17 protein-coding genes are annotated in these 23,729 nt (G+C 62.6%); 5 read left to right on the forward strand and 12 right to left on the reverse strand.

Annotation, left to right across the window (positions count from 1 at the left end; translation table 11 throughout):
* Nucleotides 1-14: 14 nt before the first annotated feature.
* Nucleotides 15-1,295: a flavin-containing monooxygenase gene (locus CRO06_RS02695; protein WP_055100370.1), complete on the reverse strand. Its 1,281-nt coding sequence runs from the start codon at nt 1,293-1,295 to the stop codon at nt 15-17.
* 101 nt (nt 1,296-1,396) lie between these two features.
* Here CRO06_RS02695 and CRO06_RS02700 point away from each other — a divergent pair, with 101 nt between their 5' ends.
* Nucleotides 1,397-2,371, forward strand: coding sequence for an AraC family transcriptional regulator (locus tag CRO06_RS02700; protein WP_097057682.1), 975 nt, complete (start codon nt 1,397-1,399; stop codon nt 2,369-2,371).
* Here CRO06_RS02700 and CRO06_RS02705 read toward each other — a convergent pair.
* From CRO06_RS02705 to CRO06_RS02725, 5 genes are all read right to left on the reverse strand, one after another.
* Nucleotides 2,368-3,639 carry an O-acetylhomoserine aminocarboxypropyltransferase/cysteine synthase family protein gene (locus CRO06_RS02705; RefSeq protein WP_026948359.1) on the reverse strand — a complete coding sequence of 424 codons (1,272 nt, stop codon included), beginning with the start codon at nt 3,637-3,639 and terminating at the stop codon, nt 2,368-2,370. The two genes, CRO06_RS02700 and CRO06_RS02705, sit on opposite strands and share 4 nt — an antisense overlap.
* Nucleotides 3,640-3,691: 52 nt before the next feature.
* Nucleotides 3,692-4,561, reverse strand: a complete 870-nt coding sequence (locus tag CRO06_RS02710) for a crotonase/enoyl-CoA hydratase family protein (protein ID WP_022994705.1) — start codon at nt 4,559-4,561, stop codon at nt 3,692-3,694.
* 62 nt (nt 4,562-4,623) lie between these two features.
* Nucleotides 4,624-5,310 (reverse strand): helix-turn-helix domain-containing protein, encoded by a 687-nt coding sequence (locus CRO06_RS02715; protein WP_022994704.1) that lies wholly within the window; start codon nt 5,308-5,310, stop codon nt 4,624-4,626.
* Between the two features lie 62 nt (nt 5,311-5,372).
* Complete coding sequence (locus CRO06_RS02720; RefSeq protein ID WP_022994703.1) at nt 5,373-5,873, reverse strand: Mpo1 family 2-hydroxy fatty acid dioxygenase; 501 nt, start codon at nt 5,871-5,873, stop codon at nt 5,373-5,375.
* A gap of 102 nt (nt 5,874-5,975) precedes the next feature.
* Nucleotides 5,976-6,380 (reverse strand): CBS domain-containing protein, encoded by a 405-nt coding sequence (locus CRO06_RS02725; protein WP_022994702.1) that lies wholly within the window; start codon nt 6,378-6,380, stop codon nt 5,976-5,978.
* 243 nt (nt 6,381-6,623) lie between these two features.
* Between CRO06_RS02725 and CRO06_RS02730 the strand changes: the two genes are divergently transcribed.
* From CRO06_RS02730 to CRO06_RS02745, 4 genes are all read left to right on the forward strand, one after another.
* Nucleotides 6,624-9,323 (forward strand): AAA family ATPase, encoded by a 2,700-nt coding sequence (locus tag CRO06_RS02730; protein ID WP_097057683.1) that lies wholly within the window; start codon nt 6,624-6,626, stop codon nt 9,321-9,323.
* Nucleotides 9,316-10,134, forward strand: coding sequence for a mechanosensitive ion channel family protein (locus tag CRO06_RS02735; RefSeq protein ID WP_022994700.1), 819 nt, complete (start codon nt 9,316-9,318; stop codon nt 10,132-10,134). Before CRO06_RS02730 ends, CRO06_RS02735 begins: the two co-directional genes overlap by 8 nt.
* Nucleotides 10,135-10,222: 88 nt before the next feature.
* On the forward strand, nt 10,223-11,215 hold the full coding sequence (locus CRO06_RS02740; protein ID WP_026948361.1) for a helix-turn-helix transcriptional regulator: 993 nt from the start codon (nt 10,223-10,225) through the stop codon (nt 11,213-11,215).
* Nucleotides 11,216-11,269: 54 nt separating this feature from the next.
* The gene (locus CRO06_RS02745) at nt 11,270-12,568 is read left to right on the forward strand and encodes a serine hydrolase domain-containing protein (RefSeq protein ID WP_097057685.1); all 1,299 of its coding nucleotides are present in this window, start codon (nt 11,270-11,272) and stop codon (nt 12,566-12,568) included.
* Nucleotides 12,569-12,608: 40 nt separating this feature from the next.
* Here the strand turns inward: CRO06_RS02745 and CRO06_RS02750 are convergent, their stop codons facing one another.
* The 6 genes from CRO06_RS02750 to CRO06_RS02775 all read right to left on the reverse strand — a co-directional run bounded on the left by CRO06_RS02750 (nt 12,609) and on the right by CRO06_RS02775 (nt 23,516).
* The gene (locus CRO06_RS02750; RefSeq protein WP_097057686.1) at nt 12,609-13,472 is read right to left on the reverse strand and encodes a metal-dependent hydrolase; all 864 of its coding nucleotides are present in this window, start codon (nt 13,470-13,472) and stop codon (nt 12,609-12,611) included.
* Between the two features lie 336 nt (nt 13,473-13,808).
* Nucleotides 13,809-14,552: a glutathione peroxidase gene (locus CRO06_RS02755; RefSeq protein ID WP_022994696.1), complete on the reverse strand. Its 744-nt coding sequence runs from the start codon at nt 14,550-14,552 to the stop codon at nt 13,809-13,811.
* 130 nt (nt 14,553-14,682) lie between these two features.
* Complete coding sequence (locus CRO06_RS02760; protein ID WP_022994695.1) at nt 14,683-16,104, reverse strand: efflux transporter outer membrane subunit; 1,422 nt, start codon at nt 16,102-16,104, stop codon at nt 14,683-14,685.
* A 16-nt stretch (nt 16,105-16,120) separates the two neighbouring features.
* Entirely contained in the window at nt 16,121-19,210 is a 3,090-nt protein-coding gene (locus tag CRO06_RS02765) for an efflux RND transporter permease subunit (protein ID WP_022994694.1), read from the reverse strand.
* Nucleotides 19,207-22,287 (reverse strand): multidrug efflux RND transporter permease subunit, encoded by a 3,081-nt coding sequence (locus CRO06_RS02770; protein WP_097057687.1) that lies wholly within the window; start codon nt 22,285-22,287, stop codon nt 19,207-19,209. Before CRO06_RS02770 ends, CRO06_RS02765 begins: the two co-directional genes overlap by 4 nt.
* A complete protein-coding gene (locus CRO06_RS02775) occupies nt 22,284-23,516 on the reverse strand; it encodes an efflux RND transporter periplasmic adaptor subunit (protein ID WP_097057688.1) in 1,233 nt (410 codons plus the stop codon). Before CRO06_RS02775 ends, CRO06_RS02770 begins: the two co-directional genes overlap by 4 nt.
* Nucleotides 23,517-23,729: the final 213 nt, after the last annotated feature.

The raw sequence follows: 23,729 nt of genomic DNA on the forward strand, positions 1-23,729 counted from the left end.
AAACGGTCTCCCGGTTATTGCAGCGCCTGGCGCCGTTTGGCCAGCTCGGCCCGATAACTGTCCTTGTGCACGTAATAGGCCATGCGCGACAGCTTCAGATAGTGATAACCGCCATCCAGGCTCTGCCCGGCGCGCTCGCGCTTCAAGCGGGCCAGCTCCCGCGCCGCCGGATGCCCCTCGGCGCGACGCTTCAAATACAGCGCCACCAGCTCCGCCTGCTCGTTGCGCCCCTCCCAACCCAGGCCGGCGGCCTCGATCATGCCCATCATGAACAGGTTGTCGTAGTGTGGATGGAACAGGTTCAGATAAAGGCTCGGCGCGGCGCCACGCCAGTTGAGGAGCGCGCTGTCGATGAACGGATAATCCAGCTTGTAGCCGGTGGCCAGAAGAATCAGGTCGTATTCGGCCTGGGCCCCGTCCGTGAACGTGACGGTGCGGCCGTGCATGCCGGCGATGTCGGAACGCGGCGTGATATCGCCATGGCCCAGGTGATGAAGCACCAGGGAGTTGACCACCGGATGGGCTTCGTACAGGCGATAATCCGGGTCCGGCAGGCCGTAGTCGCTGGGCCGGCCGATGATCATGCGAATCAGCCAGGCATCCAACCGCTGTTTGAGGCGGCGCGGCAATTTGAGCTTGCCGCCGATGGCGTCGGACGGCCGACCGCCAATGAATTTGGGCAGGAAGTAATAGCCCCGGCGCACCGACAGATCCACGCGTTTCGCTTGGTGTACCGCATCCACCGCCATGTCGCAGGCGGAATTGCCACAGCCGACGATCAACACGCGTTTGTCCTTGAACAGCACAGGATCGCGGTAATCGCATGCGTGCAGCAGTTCACCTTCGAATTGCCCGGGCAGCGTCGGCCGGTTAGGGGTGTGCAAGGTGCCACTGGCGATCAGCACACCATCGAAGTAGCGGCTGTCTTGGTTGCCGTCTTTTTCCGCCGTCACCCGCCAACCCTCACCCTCCGGCGTCACCGAGACCACCCGGGTACCGAACCGGTAGTGCCGGTACAAGTCGAAGTGGCGGGCGTAATCCTGGAAATACTGCTTCAGTTCGGCGTGGTGAGGATAGGTGGCCACCCGCTCATCCATGGGGAATTCGCGGAACTCCGTCATCCGCTTGGAGGAAATCAGATGGGCGGTCTCGTACATGGTGCTGTGCGGGTTGTCGATGTCCCACAAACCGCCCACGTCGTTGTTCAATTCATAGCCGACGAAGGGCAAACCCTGTTTACTGAGGTTTCTGGCCGAGGCCAGGCCCATCGGTCCGGCACCGATCACTGCGTACATGAATACCTGTCCTTTTTGTTATTGTTTTCAGGCTAATCCTACCGAGGCGGCCGGGCATGGCTGATTCGCGACCCGGCCCCGGTTAATTCAGGACTTCGCTCATGAACCACAGTCCCACGGTGACGGTGCACTTCTCCCAAGCCATCCTGCAGGCGGCACAACGCCTGGGGCTGCGTCTGCCCGATGATCTGGTGGCGGAGATGGAAGCCCGGGAGCGGGTGGATCTGGACAGCCAGGACCGCCTCTGGGAAGCGTTCTGTCGGGCCGCCGCCGATCCACTGGTGGGCGTGGACCTGGGGCTGGCCCTGCAGGTGGGGCACCTGGATACCGCCGGCATGATCCTGATGAGTTGCGAAACCCTGGGCGAGGCGGTGGCGTCACTGCTCGACTACCACCCCATTGTCGGAGAGGGCGGCACCTTTCATTTTCAGGCGGTCACGGCCCACCGCTGCGAGCTGCGCTACCAGCCGCTTTACCATACTCGCCAGGCCACCCGGGTGGAGGCGGTGATGGCGAGCACGCTGAATCTGACCCGCTGGAGCACCGGCGATGCCTTCCGGCCGGCCTGTCTGACGGTGTGCCACGCTCCCCAGAGCGACCCCGCACGCTACCATGACAGGCTGGAGGTGCCGGTGCACTTCAACGCCGATCACAACGCTCTGGTATTCGACGCCGAGCAGCTGGGACTGCCGCTGATTCACGCCAACCCGGCCCTGTGCCGACATCTGCGCGGCCTCGCCGATGACGTGCTGGCGCGCCTGGAAAATCCGTCCCTGGGTGCCCGGGTCAGCGCTCTGATCCGCGATCATCCGCACTGGGGCAAGGAACGTATCGCCGGGCAACTGGGTATGAGCGGGCGCCATCTGATCCGCAAGCTGGCCGATGAAGGCACCGGCTTCAAGCTGTTGCGCGACACCCTGCTGCGGGAACGGGCGGAGCAGGCGCTGGCCGACGGCGAGCGCGCCGGCCGGATCGCCGAGGAATTGGGATTCTCCGACGAAAGCGCCTTCGTCAAGGCGTTCAAACGCTGGACCGGCAGCACGCCGGCCCGGTTCCGCGCGGAACGCGGTGACTAAACGGCGTCCAGGGCCTGCTCGATATCGGCGAGAATATCGTCCACGTGCTCGATACCAATGGACAGACGCACCAGATCGGCGCTCACGCCGGCGGTCTTCAGTTCGTCGTCATTAAGCTGCCGGTGCGTGGTGGTGGCGGGGTGGCAGGCCAGACTCTTGGCGTCACCGATATTCACCAGACGCTTGATCATTTGCAGCGCATCAATGAAGCGCGCGCCGGCTTCGCGGCCGCCCTTGATACCAAAACTGAGAATCGCCGACGGCAAGCCGCCATCCATGTAACGCTTGGCCAGCTCCGCGTCACGGTCACCTTCCAGCCCGGCATAGTTGACCCACTCCACTTTGTCGTGGGCTTTCAGGTAACGGGCCACCTTGATGGCATTCTCGCAATGACGCTCCATGCGCAGATTCAGCGTCTCGATACCCTGCAGAATCAGGAAGGCGTTCATCGGCGACAGCGCCGCGCCCATGTTACGCAACGGCACCACCCGGGCGCGGGCGATAAACGCCGCCGGGCCCATGGCCTCGGTGTAAATCACCCCGTGATAGCTGGGATCCGGCTCGTTGAACTGCGGGAAGCGGGCGTTGCCCTGCCAGGGGAAATTACCGGAATCGACGATGATCCCACCCACGGTGGTGCCATGACCGCCCATGTATTTGGTCAGGGAATGCACCACGATGTCCGCGCCATGCTCGAACGGCCGGCACAACGCCGGAGACGCCACGGTGTTGTCGACGATCAGCGGTACGCCGGCATCATGGGCCACTTTGGCGAGCGCGGCCAGGTCCACGATATTGCCCGCCGGATTACCGATGGATTCACAGAATACCGCCTTGGTGTTGTCATCGATGGCGGCGGCCATGGCCTGCACATCACGGCCATCCGCCATGCGGACTTCGATGCCCATGGTCGGCAGAGTGTGGGCGAACAGATTATAGGTACCGCCGTACAGCTGGCTGACGGAAACGATATTGTCGCCGGCACGGGCGAGGGTCTGCACCGCCGCGGTAATGGCGGCCATGCCTGAGGCCATGGCGAGCGCACCGATGCCACCTTCCAGTTGCGCCACGCGCTCTTCCAGCACGCCATTGGTGGGGTTCATGATGCGTGAATAAATATTGCCCGGCACTTTCAAGTCAAACAGGTCGGCACCGTGCTGGGTGTTGTCGAAGTAGTAGCTGGTGGTCTGGTAAATCGGCACCGCCACGGAATGGGTTTCCGGGTCACCGGCGAAGCCACCGTGAATGGCTATGGTTTCTCGTTTCATTGTTCTCTTCCCTAGTCCTTCAAACGGTTTAAAAAGGCAAGCGCCCTCGCGCTTACCGCAAAGGAGGTTCCGGCCAGAAATCGAACTGGGCTGGAACCGAATTCAGGTCGGTGTCGAACACCGGGTCGCGTTTTTCCAGGAAAGCCTTGAAGCCGTCCTTGCCGTCCCAGTATTCACTGGACCGGTAAATCAGACGCGACTCCACCGCGTGGGCCTGCATCGGATGATCGAAGTTAGGGTTGCGCCACAACATCTGTTTGGCCAGCGCCACCGATACCGGTGAACTCTTGGCGATCAGCTTGCGGGCCAGACCATAGGCCGCTTCAAGCACTTCGTCACGGGGGTGAACACTGCGGAACAAACCGGCGTTCAGACCTTCCTCGGCAAGGAAGATATCACCGCTGTAGACCCATTCGAACGCCTGTTGCATGCCCACCAGCCGGGGCAGGAACCAGGTGGAACAGGCTTCCGGAGTAATCCCCCGCTGGCTGAAGACGAAGCCGATCTTGGCGCCTTCCGCCACCACCCGAAAGTCCATCGGCAAGGTCATGGTGATGCCGACGCCGACGGCGGCGCCATTGATGGCGGCGATCACCGGCTTGCGGCATTCGAAAATGGCCAATGACACCTCACCACCGGAGTCGCGTATGACTTCCAGCGGCGGTTCTTCACTGTCGGCACGGTCATAACCAAACAGGTTGCCGCCGTCCTCCGGTTCCATCTCCATACCCGCGCAGAACACGCGGCCGGAACCGGTAACCACCACCGCTCGCACCCGGTTATCCTTGCTGGCCTCGCCGAAAGCGTGCACCAGCTCGTCCTTCATGCGCAGAGTAAAGGCATTGAGACGATCGGGACGATTCAAAGTCACGGTGAGGATGCCATCCTCCGCCAACGCGGTATGGATGTGTTGGTACTCCATAAGCTGCTCCTTGTTATTGAGCCGGCGCCAACAAACCGCCGGGACGGCCGCCAAAAAGGCCGTCAGAGACAATCCAGGTGCACTACCTGGACCGGAAAGGCTCTAGCATAACGGGAAGGCAGCGCGTCGAACATGGCGCGGAGGGTACGATTGAGGTGGGGTTGATCGTAGAAGCCGGCGGCGCCGGCCAATTCGGCGAAGCTCATGCCGTCGCGCCATAGCCTCAGCGCGCGCTGGCATTTGAGATGCAGTTGGAAGCGTTTCAGCGACACACCGACCTGCTCACGGAACAGATGCCGGAAGCGGGATTCGGACAGCCCGGCCGCCGATGCCAGGCGGGCGCCGTCCAGATCTTCCCGGCGCAGGGCCTGGCAGGCCGCGGCGATACGCGGATCCAGCGGTGGCGCGGCGGCCCGCAGACGCTCACGCAAGGCTCTCACGGCCTCTACCCCGGACTGCTCCCTGAGACCCGCCAAGGCCTCCCGAAAGCCCGGCAGACGCGACTCCGGCAAGGCGCCGCCCGGCCCCTGTACCGGCAGGCCGCGCCAGGCGCCGTCATCGGGATCCAGATGCAGTACCGCCACCGGGCCAGGGCTTTCCAGGGCCTGTTCCACGTCCGGTGCCACCCAGACCAGCGGCGAACCCACCCAGTGCCCGGCGATCTGCACGCGCAGCGGCCCTTCCAGCCCCACCAGCAATGAGGCGGCCACATGGCGATGGGGACGATTACGCAGAGAGGAGGCCAGCATCAGCCAGCCTCCCTGCCAGATAAACAGCGGCGATAACGGCGTCACGGCACTCGCGCGGCCCGTCAGGAAGGGCGGCCGTGCCCCGGAGTGCGGCTCAGACCGAGTTTATGCATCAGCTCCAGACTGACGAAAATCGGCCCCACCAGCAGAAAGATCAGATCGTCGAAGAACGACGGCTTCTTGCCTTCCACTTTATGCCCCCAGGCTTGACCGGCCCAGGCCAGCACCCACACCAGCAGCGCCGTCCAGCCCAGTGGCAAACCGCTGCGATCGATGCCGGTGACCACCGCGATCGACACCGCCAGCCAGCCCAGCATCAACAACGATACGCCCATGGACAGGCGCAGGTAGAACGGCATGCACAACACCGCCAGTATCGAACCGCCGTTGACCCAATAGGCGGCGGCGCCCTCCAGGCCAAGCCAGCGGCCCACCGGAATCAACCAGAACAGGCCCAGTGTGGAAATGAAAATCAGCGGCACACAGACGATGTGCACCCACTGGTTCACCGGATTACGGTGGCTCTCACCGTAGTCGCTCAAAAAGGTATTTAAATCACGCATGACTTCCGCCTCCCTGTTGTTGTTATGCCATGGCCGGCACGACTTTATTGACGACAGATTAGCCCGTGCCCGCCTCCGGGAATTGTATGGAATGGCTGAGTCTCAGCCACCGCGCCGGCTGTCGCGCAGGGCCCGCAACACGTGACCGCGGGTCAGTAAACCGATCAGCCGGCGCTTCTCGTCCACCACCGGATAGATTTTCGGCTTCTGTTTGAGCATCAGCTCCGCCAGATCCACCAACGATTCCTCCACGTCCACGGTGAGCGGATCACCGTGCATCACCTGCTCCACACGCACCGCGCCTTCACTGTGATAGCTGGAAACCAGCAGTTGCCGCAGGCAATCCTGCTCCGACACGAAGCCGATGACACGGGTTTCGTTATCCACCACCGGCAAACCGGTGATGCGGTATTGCAGCAGCGTGTCCACCACCAGGGTGAGGTCCATATCGGCCGGGATGGACATGGGATGCTTGATCATCACGTCTTTCACCAACAGACCCGCCATAATGCTTCTCCCTACATCGCGATACTGCAAAAGCCTTCACAGGGCCCTTTCCCAACCCTTTTCGGGGTAGCCGCCATGGACGGTGGCCATAAAAATCGTCCTTGTTTCGACTATAGCACCCCGGCCAGCCGAGTGAAGCGCAAGAGCCGGTCTTAGGGCTCTTACGGATGACGCCCCTCCCCCGGCTCCCTACAATGGGTCGAACCCGTCGAAGGACAGGGCGGACAGGGACAAGGAGACACTATGGGGCTTCGCTGGTTTATGTCGATGGCCGGGCTGCTGCTGGCTTTCGCCGGCCAGGCCAACGCGGCCACCGAAACCACCTGCGCCCGGGAACAACGGCAGTTGGAGCAATGGGAACAGCAAACCGTCAGCATGGATCGGCAGGTGGAGCCCCTGCAGCGTTTGCTGGACGGAACGCCCATTGCTCCGGACACGTTGAATCAGGCGCTTGGCGCACCGGCGGACGCCGCCAACCGGCCTCCGCCCGGCCCCATTACGCCACCCTCGCTGAGCTGCGAACAATTGGAGGAGAGCCTCAATCAGGCGGTTACCGAACGCCGTGGCGTCCGCGCCCTGCTTGATGACCAACGCGACCAATGGTTTTCCCTGTCCCGTCAGGAACGCGCCGCCGCATTGGCGTTGCTTGAGGAATACCAGTCCCTGACGGCCCTGGAAACCGATCCGCTGGTCCCCTCCGGGCCATTGCGTGATCATCTCACCGCGCTGATCGCCCTGCTCCCGCCCTTGCGCAACCAACCGGCCAACGCGGCCCGCCAGCTCGACGTTCTCTGGCCGCCGCCGGTGGCGGACATCCAGGCGGATATCCCCGCCCCGCAACGTCTGGCGCTATGGCGTCACCACTATGAAACCCGGCGGCAACAATTGGCGCTGCGCTCGGGGCTGTGGCAGCGCCAGGGCGTGCTGCGACTGTGGCTCAGCTACGCGCCGGCGGAGTGGCTCCCGCTGCTCGGCCTGGAGGCACGGATGACCGTCGACCGCCTCCATCAGGGTTTGGCGCAGACCTACCGGGAATGGACTCTGAACCGGGAGATACGCCATTACACCCCGCTGGTCAGCAATGCTCTGGCGGTGATACTCGGTCTCGCCATCCTGGCGCTGGTGATGAAACTGGGCCGGCGCGGCCGCCGTGCCCTGCTTCGCCTGCATGAGCGTCTGGTTTCCCGGGCTGGCCAGAAGCGCTGGCTGTGGAACGCCAGCCGGCTGCTCAGCGGCATCGCGCCCCTGGTGCCCTGGCTGCTGCTCTGGCTGGTGATCCATCTGCTGGCACCGTTGCTCGATTCCCCGTCCACCCAGGTGGTGCGCTGGCTGTTGCCACTGGCACGCCTGTATGTGCTGTTCGGTCTGCTGTGGTTATTCGGGGAATGGCTGGTGTTCCGGGTTTGCCAGAGCGCCCACAGCTATCTCAACGATGCCCAGATCACCGAGGCCAGCGCTCTGGCCCGCCGTCAGGCACTGTGGATGATGCTGCCGTGGGCGCTATGGTTCGCGGTGGACCGGCTGATTGGCCAATCTCTTATCGGTTTGCTCTGCACGGTGCTGGTGGGAGTGTGTCTTTATATCGCCACCGGCCGGCTGCTGGCGTTCCGCCGTGATGATTATCTGCTGTGTTTACAGAATATTCTGCCATCGGTCCTGGATCCGGTGGCGGAGCGCCTGCTCAAGGGCCTGCGTTTTGGCTGGACCGCACCGGTGCTGTTACCGGTGGCGCTGGTGAATTTTCTGTTTCATTACCTGGACATGCTGCTCGGTGAACTGGATTGGTACCTGCGCCTCAAGGCGCGCTGGTTCCGGTTACGCACCAAAGGGGTCGGAGAGGATGAGGAGCCGGTTCGGGAAGACACCAGCGAGGCCGGAAAGGAATATCAAAAGTGGTTCGCCAATCAGTTGCCGGACGACCAGGAAACCCCGTTTATCGACACCGGCCTGCTCAATGCGATGATCAAGGCGGTGGAGCAATGGCATTCTGAAAGCGTGGAAGAAAACGCTTTGCTGGTGACCGGCGAAAAGGGCAGTGGTAAAAGCATGGCCATGCGCAAGCTGGTCAGCAAAATGGAAAAAGAACAACCGGACCTGCGCCTGGTGACGGTATCGGTGCCGCCGCGCACGGTGACACCGGAAGCGGTGACCTCGATGATCGCCGACGCTCTCGGCGAATCCCTGGACGAAGGCCCCGCCAGCCTGGTAAAGAACGACGAGCAGCGCCCGCCCACCCTGCTGATCCTGGACGAAACGCAAAACTGCTTCCTCGCCCGTATCGGCGGGCTGGAAGGCTGGCAGACCTTGCTCACGCTCACCAACGCCCGTCTGGATAACCTGTTCTGGCTGGTATTGATCAACAACCAGAGCTGGTCCTATCTCTCCAATGTGTTCGGCCGTGACTACCAGTTCCGCCGGGTCATCAAGGTGAAACGCTGGGATCAAAGCGAGATCCGCTCACTGATCCTGTCACGCCACCACCTCAGCAAGCAGAAGCTGCGCTACGATGATCTGCTGCTGTCCTCGCGGGGTCCGGAGGCCGGCAATATGCGCAATGCGGAACAGCGCTATTTCAGTTTGCTGTGGGACGCCTGTGGCGGCAACCCGATGGTCGCGCTGAAACTGTGGCTGACATCGATCAAGGTCACCCCCCGGCAGGTGCTGGTGGGCCTGCCGGCACAGCCTTCGTCGGCACTGGCCGCCGGCCAGTCCGGCGATTCCCTGATGTTCGTCTACGCCGCCATCGTCAGCCATGAGAATCTGTCCGGCGATGAAATCGTCGCTGTCACCGATCTCTCCGAGAATGTAGTGCGTTCCGCGCTCAAGGCAGGCCAGGACGCCGGGTTCATCTATAAGGGGGAAGACAGCCGCTACCGGGTGGTGCCGATGTGGTATCGCACCGTGATCAATCAACTGAACAGGAAGAATCTGCTCCATGAATGAGAACGGCGACATTGTCAGCGACCTGGCGGTGGTGATCGACCTGTTCAACGCCTACGCCATACTGCTGCTGATTCTCGGCGGGCTGTTTCTGTGGGCGCTCAATTGGGGGCTGAACCGGCTCGGCCATTCCCTGATGGAACGGTTGCCCAGCCGCCGCTTCCTGATTCTCCAGTTCATCACGCTGGTCAGCTTTCTGATTTACACGCTCGGTACCGGCGCCCTCATCCTCGGCGTTCTGAACCCGCCCAGGGAGTTCATTCTGGCCGCCGCCGGTTCCTTGGCGGTGGCGCTGGGTTTCGCTCTCAAGGATGTGGTGGCATCGCTGGTGGCCGGACTGCTGCTGTTGTTCGACCGGCCATTTCAAGTGGGCGACCGGGTGCAGTTCGGCGATACCTACGGCGAGATCGTGGCCATAGGTTTGCGCGCGGTGCGGCTGCAGACCCTGGACGACAATCTGGTCACCATCCCCAACTCCCTGTTCATTACCGACGCCGTCGCCTCCGGCAATGCCGGCGCCCTGGATATGATGGTGGTGTCGGACTTTCATGTCGCCCTGGACGCGGATCTGGAGCAGATTGAAGCGCTGATTCGCGAAGTGGTGGTCACCAGCCGCTACGCTTATCTGAAAAAACCGGTGACCTTCGCCATCGAAGAAGTGGAAATCGGCAATGCCCTGGCGATCCGTTTCCGCACCAAGGCGTATGTCCTGGACGTGCGCTACGAGACCGCCTTCCGCAGCGACGTGGTGGTGCGCGTCACCACGTTGCTCAAGGAGCGCGGGATTCCCCGCCCGCGCATCCTGCGTGGCTGACGGTAAGGTGGTTGACGTGAATTGCACTTGCCGGTCAGCGGGACAAACCGACAATGGGAGCCAGTCTGTTCCCGGAACCGTCCCGACCATGCTCATCGATGCCACCATGTCCCGCCAGAACTTCCATCATGTGGTAGCGGCCCTGGATGCACGCGTGCCTGGCGGGAGGCTGGATCAGGCGCTCAACGAGTACCATTTGGAACGCTGTACCGAAGCGGAGCGGATCAATCATTGGCGTTGCGCCGATCTGACCGCCCGGCTTGCCGATCAGCAGGGCGATCCGGCACTGCTGGCCCGGGGGTTTCAGGCGCTGGAACAACAGCGCCGGCTGTTCCCCGGCCTGTCGCCGATCCCCGGCGACATTCTGGACCGGGTCAACCAGTACCAGCGCTACCTGTGCCTGCATTCGGAGCTTGGTGATTACCGTCTGCGGATCGGCGCCGAGGAAAGCAGCCTGCAGCTGTTCCGCCGCCCCGGCTTCGAGAGTTACGACGGCCAGGCCCTGGCATTGCTGTATTCCACCTGCCGCCTGTTGGAACGCGGCGGCCCCTTGCGCATACGGCGCGTGACTCTGCGCGCCCGCCATGGCGAACGGGGCCGCCGGGATCTGGAAGCGCTGCTGGGCGTACCGGTCAGTTGCGGGGAAGAGCAGGACGGCGTGGTCTTCAGCAACGCCCACCTGCTGCAACCTTCCGCCACGGCCGGCAGTCTCGACGCCCTTGGCCAGCGTGAGCGGCAACTGCGGCGCATGCAACCCGGCCTCGGTTGGAGCGACTCGGTGCGCGGCCTGCTGCCGACCGTGGTGGGGCTGCCGGGCAAGCCGCTGGCGCTGTGCGCCTCGCTACTGGCGGTGAGCGAACGCACCCTGCAACGGCGAGTGGAAGCGGAGGGGCAGGATTTCCGCTCCCTCCTCAGTGACAGCCGCCGGCAACTGGCGCTGACACTGATGCCCTGGCGCGATCTCACCACCGAGCAACTGGCGGTGCGGCTCGGTTACAGTCAGACAGCGCAGTTTTATCGCGCCTTCCGCGACTGGTTCGGTGAATCACCGGGCCGCAAACGCGTGGCCATGTACGGTTGAGTGATCCTGTTCACCCCGGGAGCCAATAAGGATTAAAACCATCGGGAGAACACCATGTTACAAAGCCTCCGTTACGGCTTGGCGGCCACGGCCCTGTTGATCACCAGCCAGAGCCATGCCGACACACCTCAACTGCCGCCACCGGAAAGCACCTCTTTGTCCAAACTGCAACTGATGCAGGGCTTCCCTCCACCGCCGGACAAGCTGGTCACCCAGGCTAATTTCAACCGTTTCCCCAATGGCCGCTGGGCACTGCATCACATGCGCGAACTGCAACCCTCACGGGGCATCGCCCGCGATCCGCTGGCGGATGTGGCAAAGTTGAAGTACAAGGACCGCGGTCTGGGCGATCTCCGTTTCGACGACGGCAGCGGCCAGACCACCACCGTTTCCGAATGGCTTCGCGACACCTATACCGACGCTTTCATCGTACTGCACAAGGGACGGGTGGTGTACGAGACCTACGCCGATGGCATGGATGATCAGGATCAGCACATCCTGTGGTCCGTTACCAAATCAGTCACCGGCTTGCTGGCCGCCGACATGATTCAACGTGGCGAGCTGGACCCGGACGCCACCGTGGCCCATTACGTGCCGGAACTGAAAGACAGTGCCTGGGGTGACGCCACCGTACAACAGGTACTGGATATGACCGCCGCGGTGCGTTACCGCGAGGACTACAAGGACTTCACCTCCGACGTTTACCGCTACGCCTTCTCTTCCGGCATTCTGCCAAAACCGAAAAACTATCAGGGTCCGGCTTCCCTTTATGAATTTCTCGCCAGCCTGACGGAGAAGAGCGGCGAGCACGGTAAGCAGTTCACCTACCAGACGGTGCAGTCGGAAGTGGTGGCCTGGATCATCAGCAAGGCCTCCGGGCGGGACTACACCGACCTGCTGTCCGAACGTATCTGGAGCAAGCTGGGCGCCGAACGGGATGCCTATGTTCTGGTGGATCCCCACGGCACACCGCTGGCCGGCGGCGGCATGAACGCTACTTTGCGCGACCTCGCCCGCTTCGCCGAAATGGTGCGCCGCAAAGGCCATTACAATGGTGAGCAGATGGTCAGCAAGGCCGCCATCGAGGACATCTTCAAAGGTGGCGAGCGATCCAAATTCGAAGGCGGTGGTCTGGATTTCCGTCGGGGGCAGTCCTACCACAATCAGTGGTATCAGACCCACAACGACCATGGCGCCTTACAGGCCGCCGGCATCCATGGCCAGATGATTCATATCGATCCGCAAGCGGAACTGGTGGTGGTGAAGTTCTCTTCTCACCCGGTGGCCAGCTCCAGCTTTACCTATACCTCCACCACGGCGGCCCTCGACGCCATCACCGAAGCTCTGCAATAACGACGATGGCCGGCGGCAACTCCGCCGGCTATTTTTTGCTTTAGCCGACGCCCTGAAGCTCCGGACGATCAAGCATCCGAGACAGCTTTTTCAGCGCCTGTTCACGTACCGCGCGGCTGTCCTTTTTTTCCGGATGGAAAGATGGCTTGTAATACGCCACATAGGACCGTCCGAGGCGCCGGAGCCAACCCGGCCGGCCGAACAACCAGTTCAGCCCGTTCCCCACGGAACGAAGATCCCGTTTATCGTCCATACCCTGACGCAACTGGATATAGTGAAAAATGGTGAAGCCGATGAATTCCACCGTGGTCAGCGCCATTTCCGAAGTGCGAATCCAGTAGCTGCCGACCTGATCCGCGTATACGTCGTAGGCCACCGCCTTATGCTCACTTTCCTCCACTGCGTGCCATAGCCAAAGAGGCAGCATGCGTTCGTCCATGCCTTCGAGAAACTCCGGGTTTTCCAGAATCAGCTCCGCCAGCATGGCGGTGAAATGTTCCAACGCGCAGGTCTTGGCCAATTGCCGCTCCGGAGACAGATTCTTGGCGATCCACTTCATGCCATTGTGCACGAAGTCATGCACCTTGCGGGTCGGCACACCCTTTTCTTCCATGAAGTCATTGAACGCTTCGTGCTCCTTGCCGTGGTGCGCCTCCTGGCCGATAAATCCCTTCACTCGCTCACGCAGATCCGGATCGGAGATTTGCTTTTGATAGTGGCGCACGGCGCGGACGAAGAAACGCTCGCCCTCAGGGAAGGTGCAGGACAAGGCCGTCAGCAGCATGGTTTTGAACTGATCGTCGGCGAACCAGTAGCGCGACATGGACGGATCGAACTCGAAATCCATGCGGCGCGGCTGGATGTCGCTGGCATTGGTCCGCATGGCGGTCATTTTGGTGTTCATGCCCGGTCTCCCGATGAACTTCTCGAATGGCCTTCACTATGCGATCACGGCGATTCGGCACGCCAGTGCCGCTTGTGCCATTTTGCCCTGCCCGGAATGCCAAAAACGGCCTGGCGGACGCCGGGCGCCAGCCGATCAGGGTCCATGAGCGGTGCTACGAAGCCCCTACAGCGGCTCCGTAGCCCTTTCGGTAGGAAACGGTTTCAGACTGATAAGTGAATGAGGCTCACCACAAAAAAAGGCCGGCGGGGAGCCGGCCGAGGAAGGGGAAGTCACTTGGGGAAAACAGTGGGCGCGCGTCCTTGTGCGCCGCTACCCGGTGAGCGCGGGTAAGGGTCAGGAAACGGCGGCCGCCAGCCACTGTTCCAATTCATCGGCGCCGCCAATACGTTCGCCTTCAATATAGACCTGCGGGGTGGTACCGGCGCCGGTCACCGCCGCCAGGGTGCTGTAGCTGAGGCCACGGCTGCCCAGCTCGATTTCCTCAAAGCTGTAACCCGCCTCTCGCAGCGCGTTCTTGGCGCGGGCACAGTGTGGGCAACCCGGTTTGCTGAATACCGTCACCCGCTTGGGCAACGCCGCCTCGCCATTGATATAACCCAGCATGGTGTCGGCGTCGGAGACTTCGAACGGGTCACCGGGCTGGTCCGGCTCGATGAACATCTTGTCGATCACGCCGTCCTTCACCAGCATCGAGTAACGCCAGCTGCGGGAACCGAAACCCAGCTCCTTCTTGCCCACCAGCATGCCCATCTTCTCGGTGAACTCGGCGTTGCCATCGGGAATAAAGCGAATGTTCTCCGCTGCCTGGTCGCCGGCCCAGGCGTCCATGACAAAGGCGTCGTTAACGGACAGGCACAGAATGTCGTCCACGCCATTGCTTTTGAACACCGGCGCCAGCTCGTTGTAGCGCGGCAGGTGAGTGGAGGAGCAGGTCGGCGTGAAAGCCCCCGGCAACGCGAATACCACCACCGTCTTGCCCTGGAACAGGTCCGTGGTGGTCACGTCCCGCCATTCATTGCCTTCCCGGGTGCGGAAGGTGACTTCCGGAACACGCTGGCCTTCCCGATTGCTCAACATGGACACTCTCCTCGTCTTTCATTCATTACGTCTCTGATAGACAAGGAGCATAAAGACAGAGTCTTAATTAATAAAAACGTTTGCCTCTATTTTTGCCATAGCCCTTAACTATGCGAACACGACTGGCTGGCTATTCGCCGGGTTCAGGGCGGGCTATACGCTGGATCACCGGGTCATCCAGGTCCCAGCCGCCGCCTATGGCGGCGGCCAGTTCCGCCGCTGCCTGCAATTGCTGGCTGGTGATGTCCAGGCGTGAGCGGCGCGCTTCCAGGGTGAGATTCTGCGCCGTGGCCACCTCCAGGAAAGACACCATGCCGGCACGGTAGCGGTTGGTGATGACGCTTTCATTCTGTTCCGCCAAGGCCAGCAGCTCATCCTGCTGTTCCGCTTTCTCGCGAAGAATTTGCATCGTCGCCAGGGCGTCTTCCACATCGCGCAGACTGTCCAGGACGGTCTGTCTGTAGTTCGCCACCTGCTCATCGTACTGGGCCACCGCGATATCGCGGGTGGCGCGCCGGCGGCCACCATCGAACAATGTCAGCGCCAGTGACGGCCCCACCGACCAGATTCGTTGCGGCGCATCGAACAAGCCCGAGAAGGTGTCATCCTGCAAAGCGCCATAGGCGCTCAAGGTAAGATCCGGCAACCAGGCGGTCTGGGCCACGCCGATCAGCGCATTGGCCTGGGCCACGCCCCGTTCCGCCACCACCACATCCGGGCGGCGCGCGATCAACACCGATGGCAGGGCCGCCGGCAGTGCCGGCAACAACGGCAGATCATCGGTGGCGGCGATGCTGAACGACACCGGCGCCACGCCCAACAAGGCCGCCAGCGCATTTTCTTCCTGGGCTCGTTGTTGTTGCAGATCATAGAGCTGCGTGCGCAGAGACTGGCGCTGGGTTTCCGCCTGGATCACATCGGACCGGGACACGATACCGGCGTTGTACTGATTGCGAGTCAACTCCGCCGAGCGATCGTATGCCGCCATGGTCAGTTCGAGAATATCGCGCTGGCGATCCAGCGCGCGTACCCGAACATAGCCCTGCACCACCGCTACCTGCAGGGTCAGTCGGGCAGCGGCGATGTCGGCGGCGCTGGCGGCCAGACCAGCACGCTCCGCTTCCACCTGGCGCCGCACCCGCCCCCAAAGATCCGGCGCCCAGCTGATATCCAGACGGCCACTGAACAAGTTGCCGGGATCGGTATCGCTGCCGCCGCTACGAGTACCGTTCACGGACGCGTCCAGTCGCGGGCTGTACTCACCACGGGCCAGACGCCACTGCGCCTCGGCGGCGCGGAAACGGGCTTCCGCCTGGGCCAGGGTTTGGCTGGCCTGATCCGCGCGCCGGATCAGATCGGTCAGCACCGGATCGTCAAACGCTTCCCACCAGGTACCCTGGGCCACCCAGGGTTGCTCCGGCATGGTTCGCCAGCCATCCTGGTATTGGAATCGCGCCGGAATGGCACTCTCCGGCGTGCGATAGTCCGGTCCCAGGGTGCAGCCGGCAAGGGCCAGCAAGCACAACAGGGAAGTGGCGGATAGACGCATCATTACAGGCCTCTTCTCTTCATACCGACTCCAGAGGGTTATCACCTGACCGGCGGCGCAGGGTGCGCTGGCGCAATGTTTCCAGATACAGATAGATCACCGGCGTGGTGTACAGCGTCAACAGCTGACTGAACGCCAAACCGCCGATGATGGTAATCCCGAGCGGCTGGCGCAGCTCTGATCCTTCGCCGAGTCCCAGTACCAGCGGCACCGCGCCGAGCAGACCGGCCAGGTTGGTCATCAGAATCGGCCGTAATCGCAACAACGCCGCCTGACGGATCGCCGCCAGCGGGGCCAGGCCATCCCGACGCTGCGCTTCCAGGGCAAAGTCGATCATCAGAATGGCGTTCTTCATCACGATGCCGATCAGCAGGAACAATCCCAACAGCGCGATCAGGCTGAATGGCGTATCACTGATACGCAGCGCCAACAAAGCGCCAATACCGGCGGAAGGCAAAGTGGAAAGAATGGTAAGCGGGTGCAGGGTGCTTTCGTACAGCATGCCCAACACCATGTACACCGCCAGCAGTACCGACAGAATGAGCAGAGGCTGACTGAGGTTGCCTTCGAAATTGGGCCGGTCGGAACCCGGCCCGGCATACACGCTCGGCGGCAGCATAATGTCGTTGAGCGCCTTCTGGATCGCTTCTTCCGCCTGTATCGGCGTGACCCCGGGGGCCAGCGCATACCCTATCCCCGTGGCGGCGAACTGAGAGTCGTGGCGAATGCGGTCGTTGGTCAGTCCGTATTCCCAGGTCGCGAAGGTGGACAGCGGCACGCGCGCGCCATCGTCGGTCAACACTTCCAGTTGCTCCAGTACCGAAGGTTGTTCGGTGTAGCGCGGCAATAACTCCATCACCACCCGGTACTGGTTCAATTCATCGTAGAGCGTGGCCACCTGCCGCTGGGAAAAGGAGTTGTTCAACACCGACGCCACCGTCGCCATGTCGACCCCGTGCACCCGCGCCGCTTCGCGATCAATATCCAGTACCACCTGTTGCGCTTCCTCGTCACCGGCGGAGTCCACGTCCACCAGTTCCGGCAGTTTCTGCATCGCTTCCGATGCCTTGCGTGACCAGATATCCAGCAACTCCAGGGAATCCGAACGCAACACCAACTCATAATCACTGCGACTGAACCCTCCCGATAGCCGGATATCCTGATCCACCATCAGAAACATCATGCCACCGGGAACATGAGGCGCCTTGGCCCGCAGCCGGTTGACCACCTCTTGAGCCGACACCCCCCGTTCCGCCAGCGGCTTGAGGTTGATGGTGAGCTGGGCATTGGTGATACCGCCATCGCCACCGCTGGTGCCGGTAACGTCCTGCACCGCCGGATCGTCCATGATCAATTGCCGGAACACTTCGATCTTCGGCTGCATCAACTGGAATGAAAAACCGTCGTCACCGCGGACGAAGCCGCGAATTTGTCCGGTGTCCTGCGGCGGTAGCGTGGTTTTCGGGATCGCCACATACAGCCACACATTGACCGCCACCACCGCCAGCAAGGTAAGCAGGGTAATCAGCCGATGACGCAACGCCCAGTCCAGACTGGCGGCATAGGCGTGTTGCAGGGAATGGAACGCGGCCTCACTGCGCCGGGCCAGGGCCGAGGGCGCGCCGGTGGCTTTTCCCCGCAACCAAAGCGCGCACAGGCTGGGAGTCAGGGTTAGCGAGACCAACAGGGAAATCAGCATCGCCGCCGCCAGGGTAATGGAGAACTCGCGGAACAAACGCTCGACAATGCCGCCCATGAACAGGATCGACACGAACACCACCACCAGCGCCACATTCATCGCCAGCAGTGTGAAGCCCACTTCGCCAGCCCCCTTGATCGCCGCCTGCAACGGCGGCAGCCCGTTCTCGATATGCCGCTCGATGTTTTCCAGCACCACGATGGCATCGTCCACCACCAGTCCGGCGGCGATGATCAACGCCATCAGCGACAGGTTATTGACCGAGAAACCGTAGAAATACATGACCACGAAGCTGCCGATCAGGGACACCGGGATCGCCACGGTGGGAATCAGCGCGGTACGGGCACTGCCCAGAAACAACCACACCACCATGACCACCAGGGCCACCGCGATCAGCAAGGTGATTTGCGCTTCACGCAAGGTGGCGCGGATCCCCGGCGAGCGGTCCATCACCACCGCCAGTTCACTGTCCGCCGGCATCAGGGCACGCAGCCCCGGCAAGGTCTCACGGATGGCATCGATGGTTTCGACGATATTGGCGCCGGGCTGCCGGCTGATCATCATGATCACCGCCGGGTGATCATTGTGAAAACCGCTGCTGTAGCGGTTCTCCACCGAATCCGACACCTCGGCCACGTCCTCCAGCCGCACTACCGCGCCATCCTGGTGACGAATCACCAGCTTGCGATAGGCACTGGCCTTGCGCAGCGGATCGCTGGTGCGCACTTCCCAGCGATGGTCGTCATTTTCCACCAGACCCAGCGGCTGCAACGCATTGGCTTCGTTGATGGCGTTGCGAACGTCATCCAGCGCAATGCCATACTGCAGCAGCGCACCGGGATCCAGTTGCACCCTCACCGCCGGCAGCGACGCACCGCTGACACTGACTTCACCGACCCCGCTGATCTGCGACAGTTTCTGCGCCAGAATCGAAGCGGCGGCATCGTACAGTTCGCTCGGCGCCAGATTCGGCGAGGACAACGCCAGGCCCATCACCGGCGCCTGGGACGGGTTCACCTTGCGATACTGCGGGTTGCCGGGCATACCCGAAGGCAACTGACTGCGCGCCGCATTGATCGCCGCCTGCACGTCGCGGGCGGCGTCATTGAGATCACGCCCCAATTCAAACTGCAGCATGATCTGCGTGGCACCCTGATTACTCGACGAAGTGATCGAGATGATGCCGTCGATACTGCCCAGCGCGCGTTCCAGCGGCGTCGCCACGGTGGCGGCCATGCTTTCCGGACTGGCCCCGGGCAGGCTGGCGGAAACCGTGATAATCGGGAAATCCACCTGCGGCAACGGCGCCACCGGCAACAGGCGCCAGGCCAGCAGACCGGACAGCACCACCGCGACCGCCATCAGGACGGTGGCGATGGGCCGTTGAATGAACGCCCGCGCCGGGTTCACGGGCCCGCCCCACCCTGGTCCACCACCGGTGACCGGCGGCGCGCCAGCCGGTCGAAAAACAGGTACACCACCGGTGTGGTGAACAGTGTCAGCACCTGGCTCACCAGCAGGCCGCCGACCATCACCAGGCCCAGCGGTTGCCGCAGCTCGGCACCGGAGCCGCTGGCCAGCATCAGCGGAATGGCACCGAACAACGCCGCCAGCGTGGTCATCAGAATCGGCCGGAAACGCAACATGGCGGCGCGATGTATCGCCTGCCGCGGCGGCATCCCCTGATTACGCTGCGCCTCCAGGGCGAAGTCCACCATCATGATGCCGTTCTTCTTCACCAGGCCGATCAGCAGTACCACCCCGATCACCGCGATCAGGTCCAGCGCCCGGCCAGTAAGCAGTAATGCCAGCAAGGCGCCGACGGTGGCCGAAGGCAAAGTGGAAAGAATGGTGATCGGGTGAATGGTGCTCTCGTACAGAATACCCAGCACGATATACATGGTCAGAATCGCCGCCAGGATCAACCACAGGGTATTCGACAACGAAGCCCGAAAGGCTTCCGCCGCGCCCTGGAAACGGCTTTCCACTTCCGTCGGCAGACCGATCTCCTGTTGTACCCGTTCGATCGCTTTCACCGCCCCGCCCAGGGACACGTCCGGCCCCAGATTGAAGGAGATGGTGGCCGCCGGAAACTGCCCCTGGTGATTGATCAGCAGCGCCGCCGGGCGCTGGGTGACGCGGGCGACGCTGGACAACGGCACCGGCTGGCCGGAGGCGGTGGGTACATAAGTGGTCTGTAACGCGGACAGGCCCTCGGCGTGCTCCGGGTCCACTTCCAGAATCACCCGATACTGATTGGCCTGGGTGAACAAGGTGGCGATCTGTCGCTGGGCAAAGGCGTTCTGCAGCGCGCCGGCAATGGCGGAGACACTGACCCCAAGGCGCGCCGCGGCATCACGGTCGATATCCACATACGCCTGCAGGCCGTCGTATTGCAGGTCCGAGGCCACATCCGCCAGCTCCGGTTGCTGCCGCAGCGCCTCGATCAGCAGCGGCACCCATTCGTTGAGGGTGGCGCTGTCCGGGGTGGTCAGCGTGAACTGGTACTGAGTGCGGCTGACTCTGTCCTCGATGCTCAATTCCTGCACCGGCTGGAACCAGGCGGTGATCCCTTCGACCTTCTCCGCCCGCTCTCGCAGCCGGTCCATCACTTCGAAGGCGGAACCGTCGCGCTCTCCGTGGGCCGGCAGATTGATCAGCATGCGGCCGCTGTTGAGCGTGGTGTTGGTGCCATCGACGCCGATGAACGATGACAGACTGGCCACGCCCGGATCCTCCAGCAACGCCGCCGCCAACGCTTGCTGCCGTTCCGACATACGGGCAAACGATGAGGTTTGCGGACTCTCCGTCACCACCTGAATCACGCCGCTGTCCTGTACCGGGAAGAAGTCTTTTTGCACCAGCAGGTACAACACCGCGGTCAGGGCGATGGTGCCGAGCATCACCAACATGGCCAGGGGCTGTCTTTCCAGCACCCAGTCCAGCGCTTGGCCATAGCGGCGAATGACGCGGTTCATCAACCCCGGCGACTGCTCGTCATGGCCGGGCGGCTTGTCGAGCATGCGCGCGCTCATCATCGGCGTGAGGGTCAGCGACACCACCAGGGAGATGACGATGGCCACCGCCAGCGTCACCGCGAACTCATGGAACAGCCTCCCGACCACGTCCCCCATGAACAGCAACGGGATCAATACCGCCACCAGGGAGAAGGTCAGCGACACCAGGGTAAAGCCGATTTCCCCGGCGCCCTTCAAGGCCGCCTCCATTTTCGAGGCGCCCTGTTCGCGGTGCCGGGCGATGTTTTCGAGCATGACGATGGCGTCATCGACAACGAAGCCGGTGGCGATGGTCAGCGCCATCAGCGACAGGTTGTTGATGGAGAAGCCGGCCAGATACATGAACGAGAAAGTCCCGACCAGGGACAGCGGCACCGCCACGCTGGGAATGATGGTGGCGGGAACATTGCGCAGGAAGGCGAAGGTCACCAGCACCACCAAAGCGATGGCGAACACCAGTTCCTTCTGCACATCCCGCACCGAGGCACGGATGCTCTGGGTGCGATCGGTCAGCACCGCCACATCCACCGAAGCCGGCAGGGTATTGATCAGTTGCGGCAGCAACTCGCGCACACTGTCGGCCACGTCGATGACATTGGCGCCGGGCTGGCGCTGGATATTGAGCAACACCGCCGGTTGGGTATCGGCCCAGGCGGCCAGGAAACGATCCTCGGCGCCGTCGACGATGGTGGCCACGTCGCCCAAGCGCAGGGGTGCGCCGTCGATCCAGGTAAGAATCAGTTGCCGGTAATCCTCCACCGAACGAATCTGGTCATTGGCGTCCAGCAAAGTGGAACGTTGCGGACCATCGAAGCTGCCCTTGGGCTGATTGGTATTGGTGGCGGCGATGGCACTGCGCACGTCCTCCAGATCCAGGTCATGGGCGGCCAGGGCCATGGGATTGATCTGCACACGCAAGGCCGGCCGCTGGCCGCCGGCCAGGCTGACCATGCCGACACCGCCCAACTGCGCCAGCTTTTGCGCCATGCGCGTATCCACCAGATCGTACACATCCGGCAACGGCAGCGTGTCCGAAGTGATCGCCAGAGTCAGGATCGGCGCGTCGGCGGGATTCACCTTGCGATAAATCGGTGGCGTGGGCAGGTCGCTGGGCAACAGGTTGTCGGCGGTGTTCAAGGCCGCCTGCACTTCCTGTTCGGCCACCCCCAGATCCACCTCCAGGGAAAACTGCAGGGTAATGACCGACGCCCCACCGGAACTGGTGGACGACATTTGTTTGAGCCCCGGGATCTGCCCCAGGCTGCGCTCCAGCGGCGCGGTGATGGTGCGCGCGGTGATATCCGGCCCGGCGCCCGGCTGGAAGGTGAACACCTGGATGATCGGGTAATCCACCTGCGGCAACGCCGCCACCGGCAACAGCCGCCAGGCCAGCAGCCCCGCCGCCAGCAGCGCCACCATCAGCAGCGAAGTCGCCACCGGGCGCAGGATGAACGGCCGGGACAGGCTCATGGACGGCCGCCCTGACCACCACCGCGGCGACCGCCGGTGGCGCCTTCACCGGCTCCGGCCGGAGCAACCGGCTGGCTGTCGCCTTCCACCAGGATCACGTCACGGCCATCACGCAGCCTTTCCATGCCTTCCAGCACCACCACCTCGCCGTCGGCCAGCCCTTCGCTCACGGCGATACGGTCACCGTCCACCGGCCCCAGGGTGATGGGCCGCAATTGCGCCTTCTGGTCTTCAATCACATAAACATAGGTGCCTTGGGAGCCGTATTGCACCGCGTCGGTGGGAATGGTCACCGCGTCCGGCAGGGTCCGCAGTTGCAAGCGCACATTGACGAACTGATTCGGGAACAGCTCGTTTTTCTCGTTGGCGAATTCCGCCCGCAAACGCAGGGTTCCGGTGGCGGTATCAATGCGATTGTCCAGGGTGGTGAGGCGGCCGCTGGCCAGCAGGGTGGCGCCATTGCGATCCAGTGCCTGAACCGGCATTGCCGCGCCCGTGGCGAAGGCATTGCGCACCGCATCCAGTTGCGTCTCCGGCACCGTGAACACCACCGAAATCGGCCGCATCTGGGTGATCGTCACCAGCCCATCGGTGTCGCCGCTGCTCACCAGGTTTCCGGCATCCACGTTGCGCAGGCCGAGCCGGCCGTCGATGGGCGCTTCGATACTAGTCCAGGACAGCTGCAGGCGGGCATCGTCGACTTGCGCCTGATTCGCCTTCACCGCGCCCCGCAGCTGATTGACCAGCGCCTGCTGCTGGGTCAGTTGCTGCCGGGCGATGGAGTCTTGTTTATAAAGCGTTTGGTACAGCGCCAGATCCTGCTCGGCGCCGGCCAGTTCCGCCTTGTTCTGCTGATACTGCCCCTGGGCCTGAGCCAGCTGCACCTGATACGGATCCGGATCGATCTCCGCCAGCAGGGTGCCCTTGCTGACTTCCGCGCCTTCCTCGAACAACACGCGGGCCAGTTCCCCGTCCACCCGGCTGCGCACGGTGACGGTATTCAGCGGCGTCACCGTGCCAATGGCCTTGATCTGAACATTGAGGTCACCGGCTTCGGCATTCACCACCCGCACCGCCACCGGACCTTCCCAGGCGTTGCGCGGCATCGGCCCGGTGGGTGTGGAGCTGGAACGGGATAGCAGATACCAGAGCCCGCCGAGCACGACGATGAGCAGCACCGCCCAGGCCAGGCGAGATCGGGACAATGGAACGGAACGAGTTTCAGACATGGAGTCGGCACCGGCACAGGGTCAATCCGCCGGCGATGCCGACGCCGCACTCGGGCGAGCACGGACACCAGAGACCTCACCGGGCAGGGCGATCAGATGATAACGACTCGCATTCTAGAGAGCGCCTTCCCGCGCGCGCAACCGCGTCCGCGGGAATCCACATTTAATGCACAGTTCCGTAAGGAATGTAAGGCGATGACGCCGGCAAGCCTC

Source organism: Alloalcanivorax xenomutans, assembly GCF_900217905.1.
Taxonomy (GTDB): domain Bacteria; phylum Pseudomonadota; class Gammaproteobacteria; order Pseudomonadales; family Alcanivoracaceae; genus Alloalcanivorax; species Alloalcanivorax xenomutans.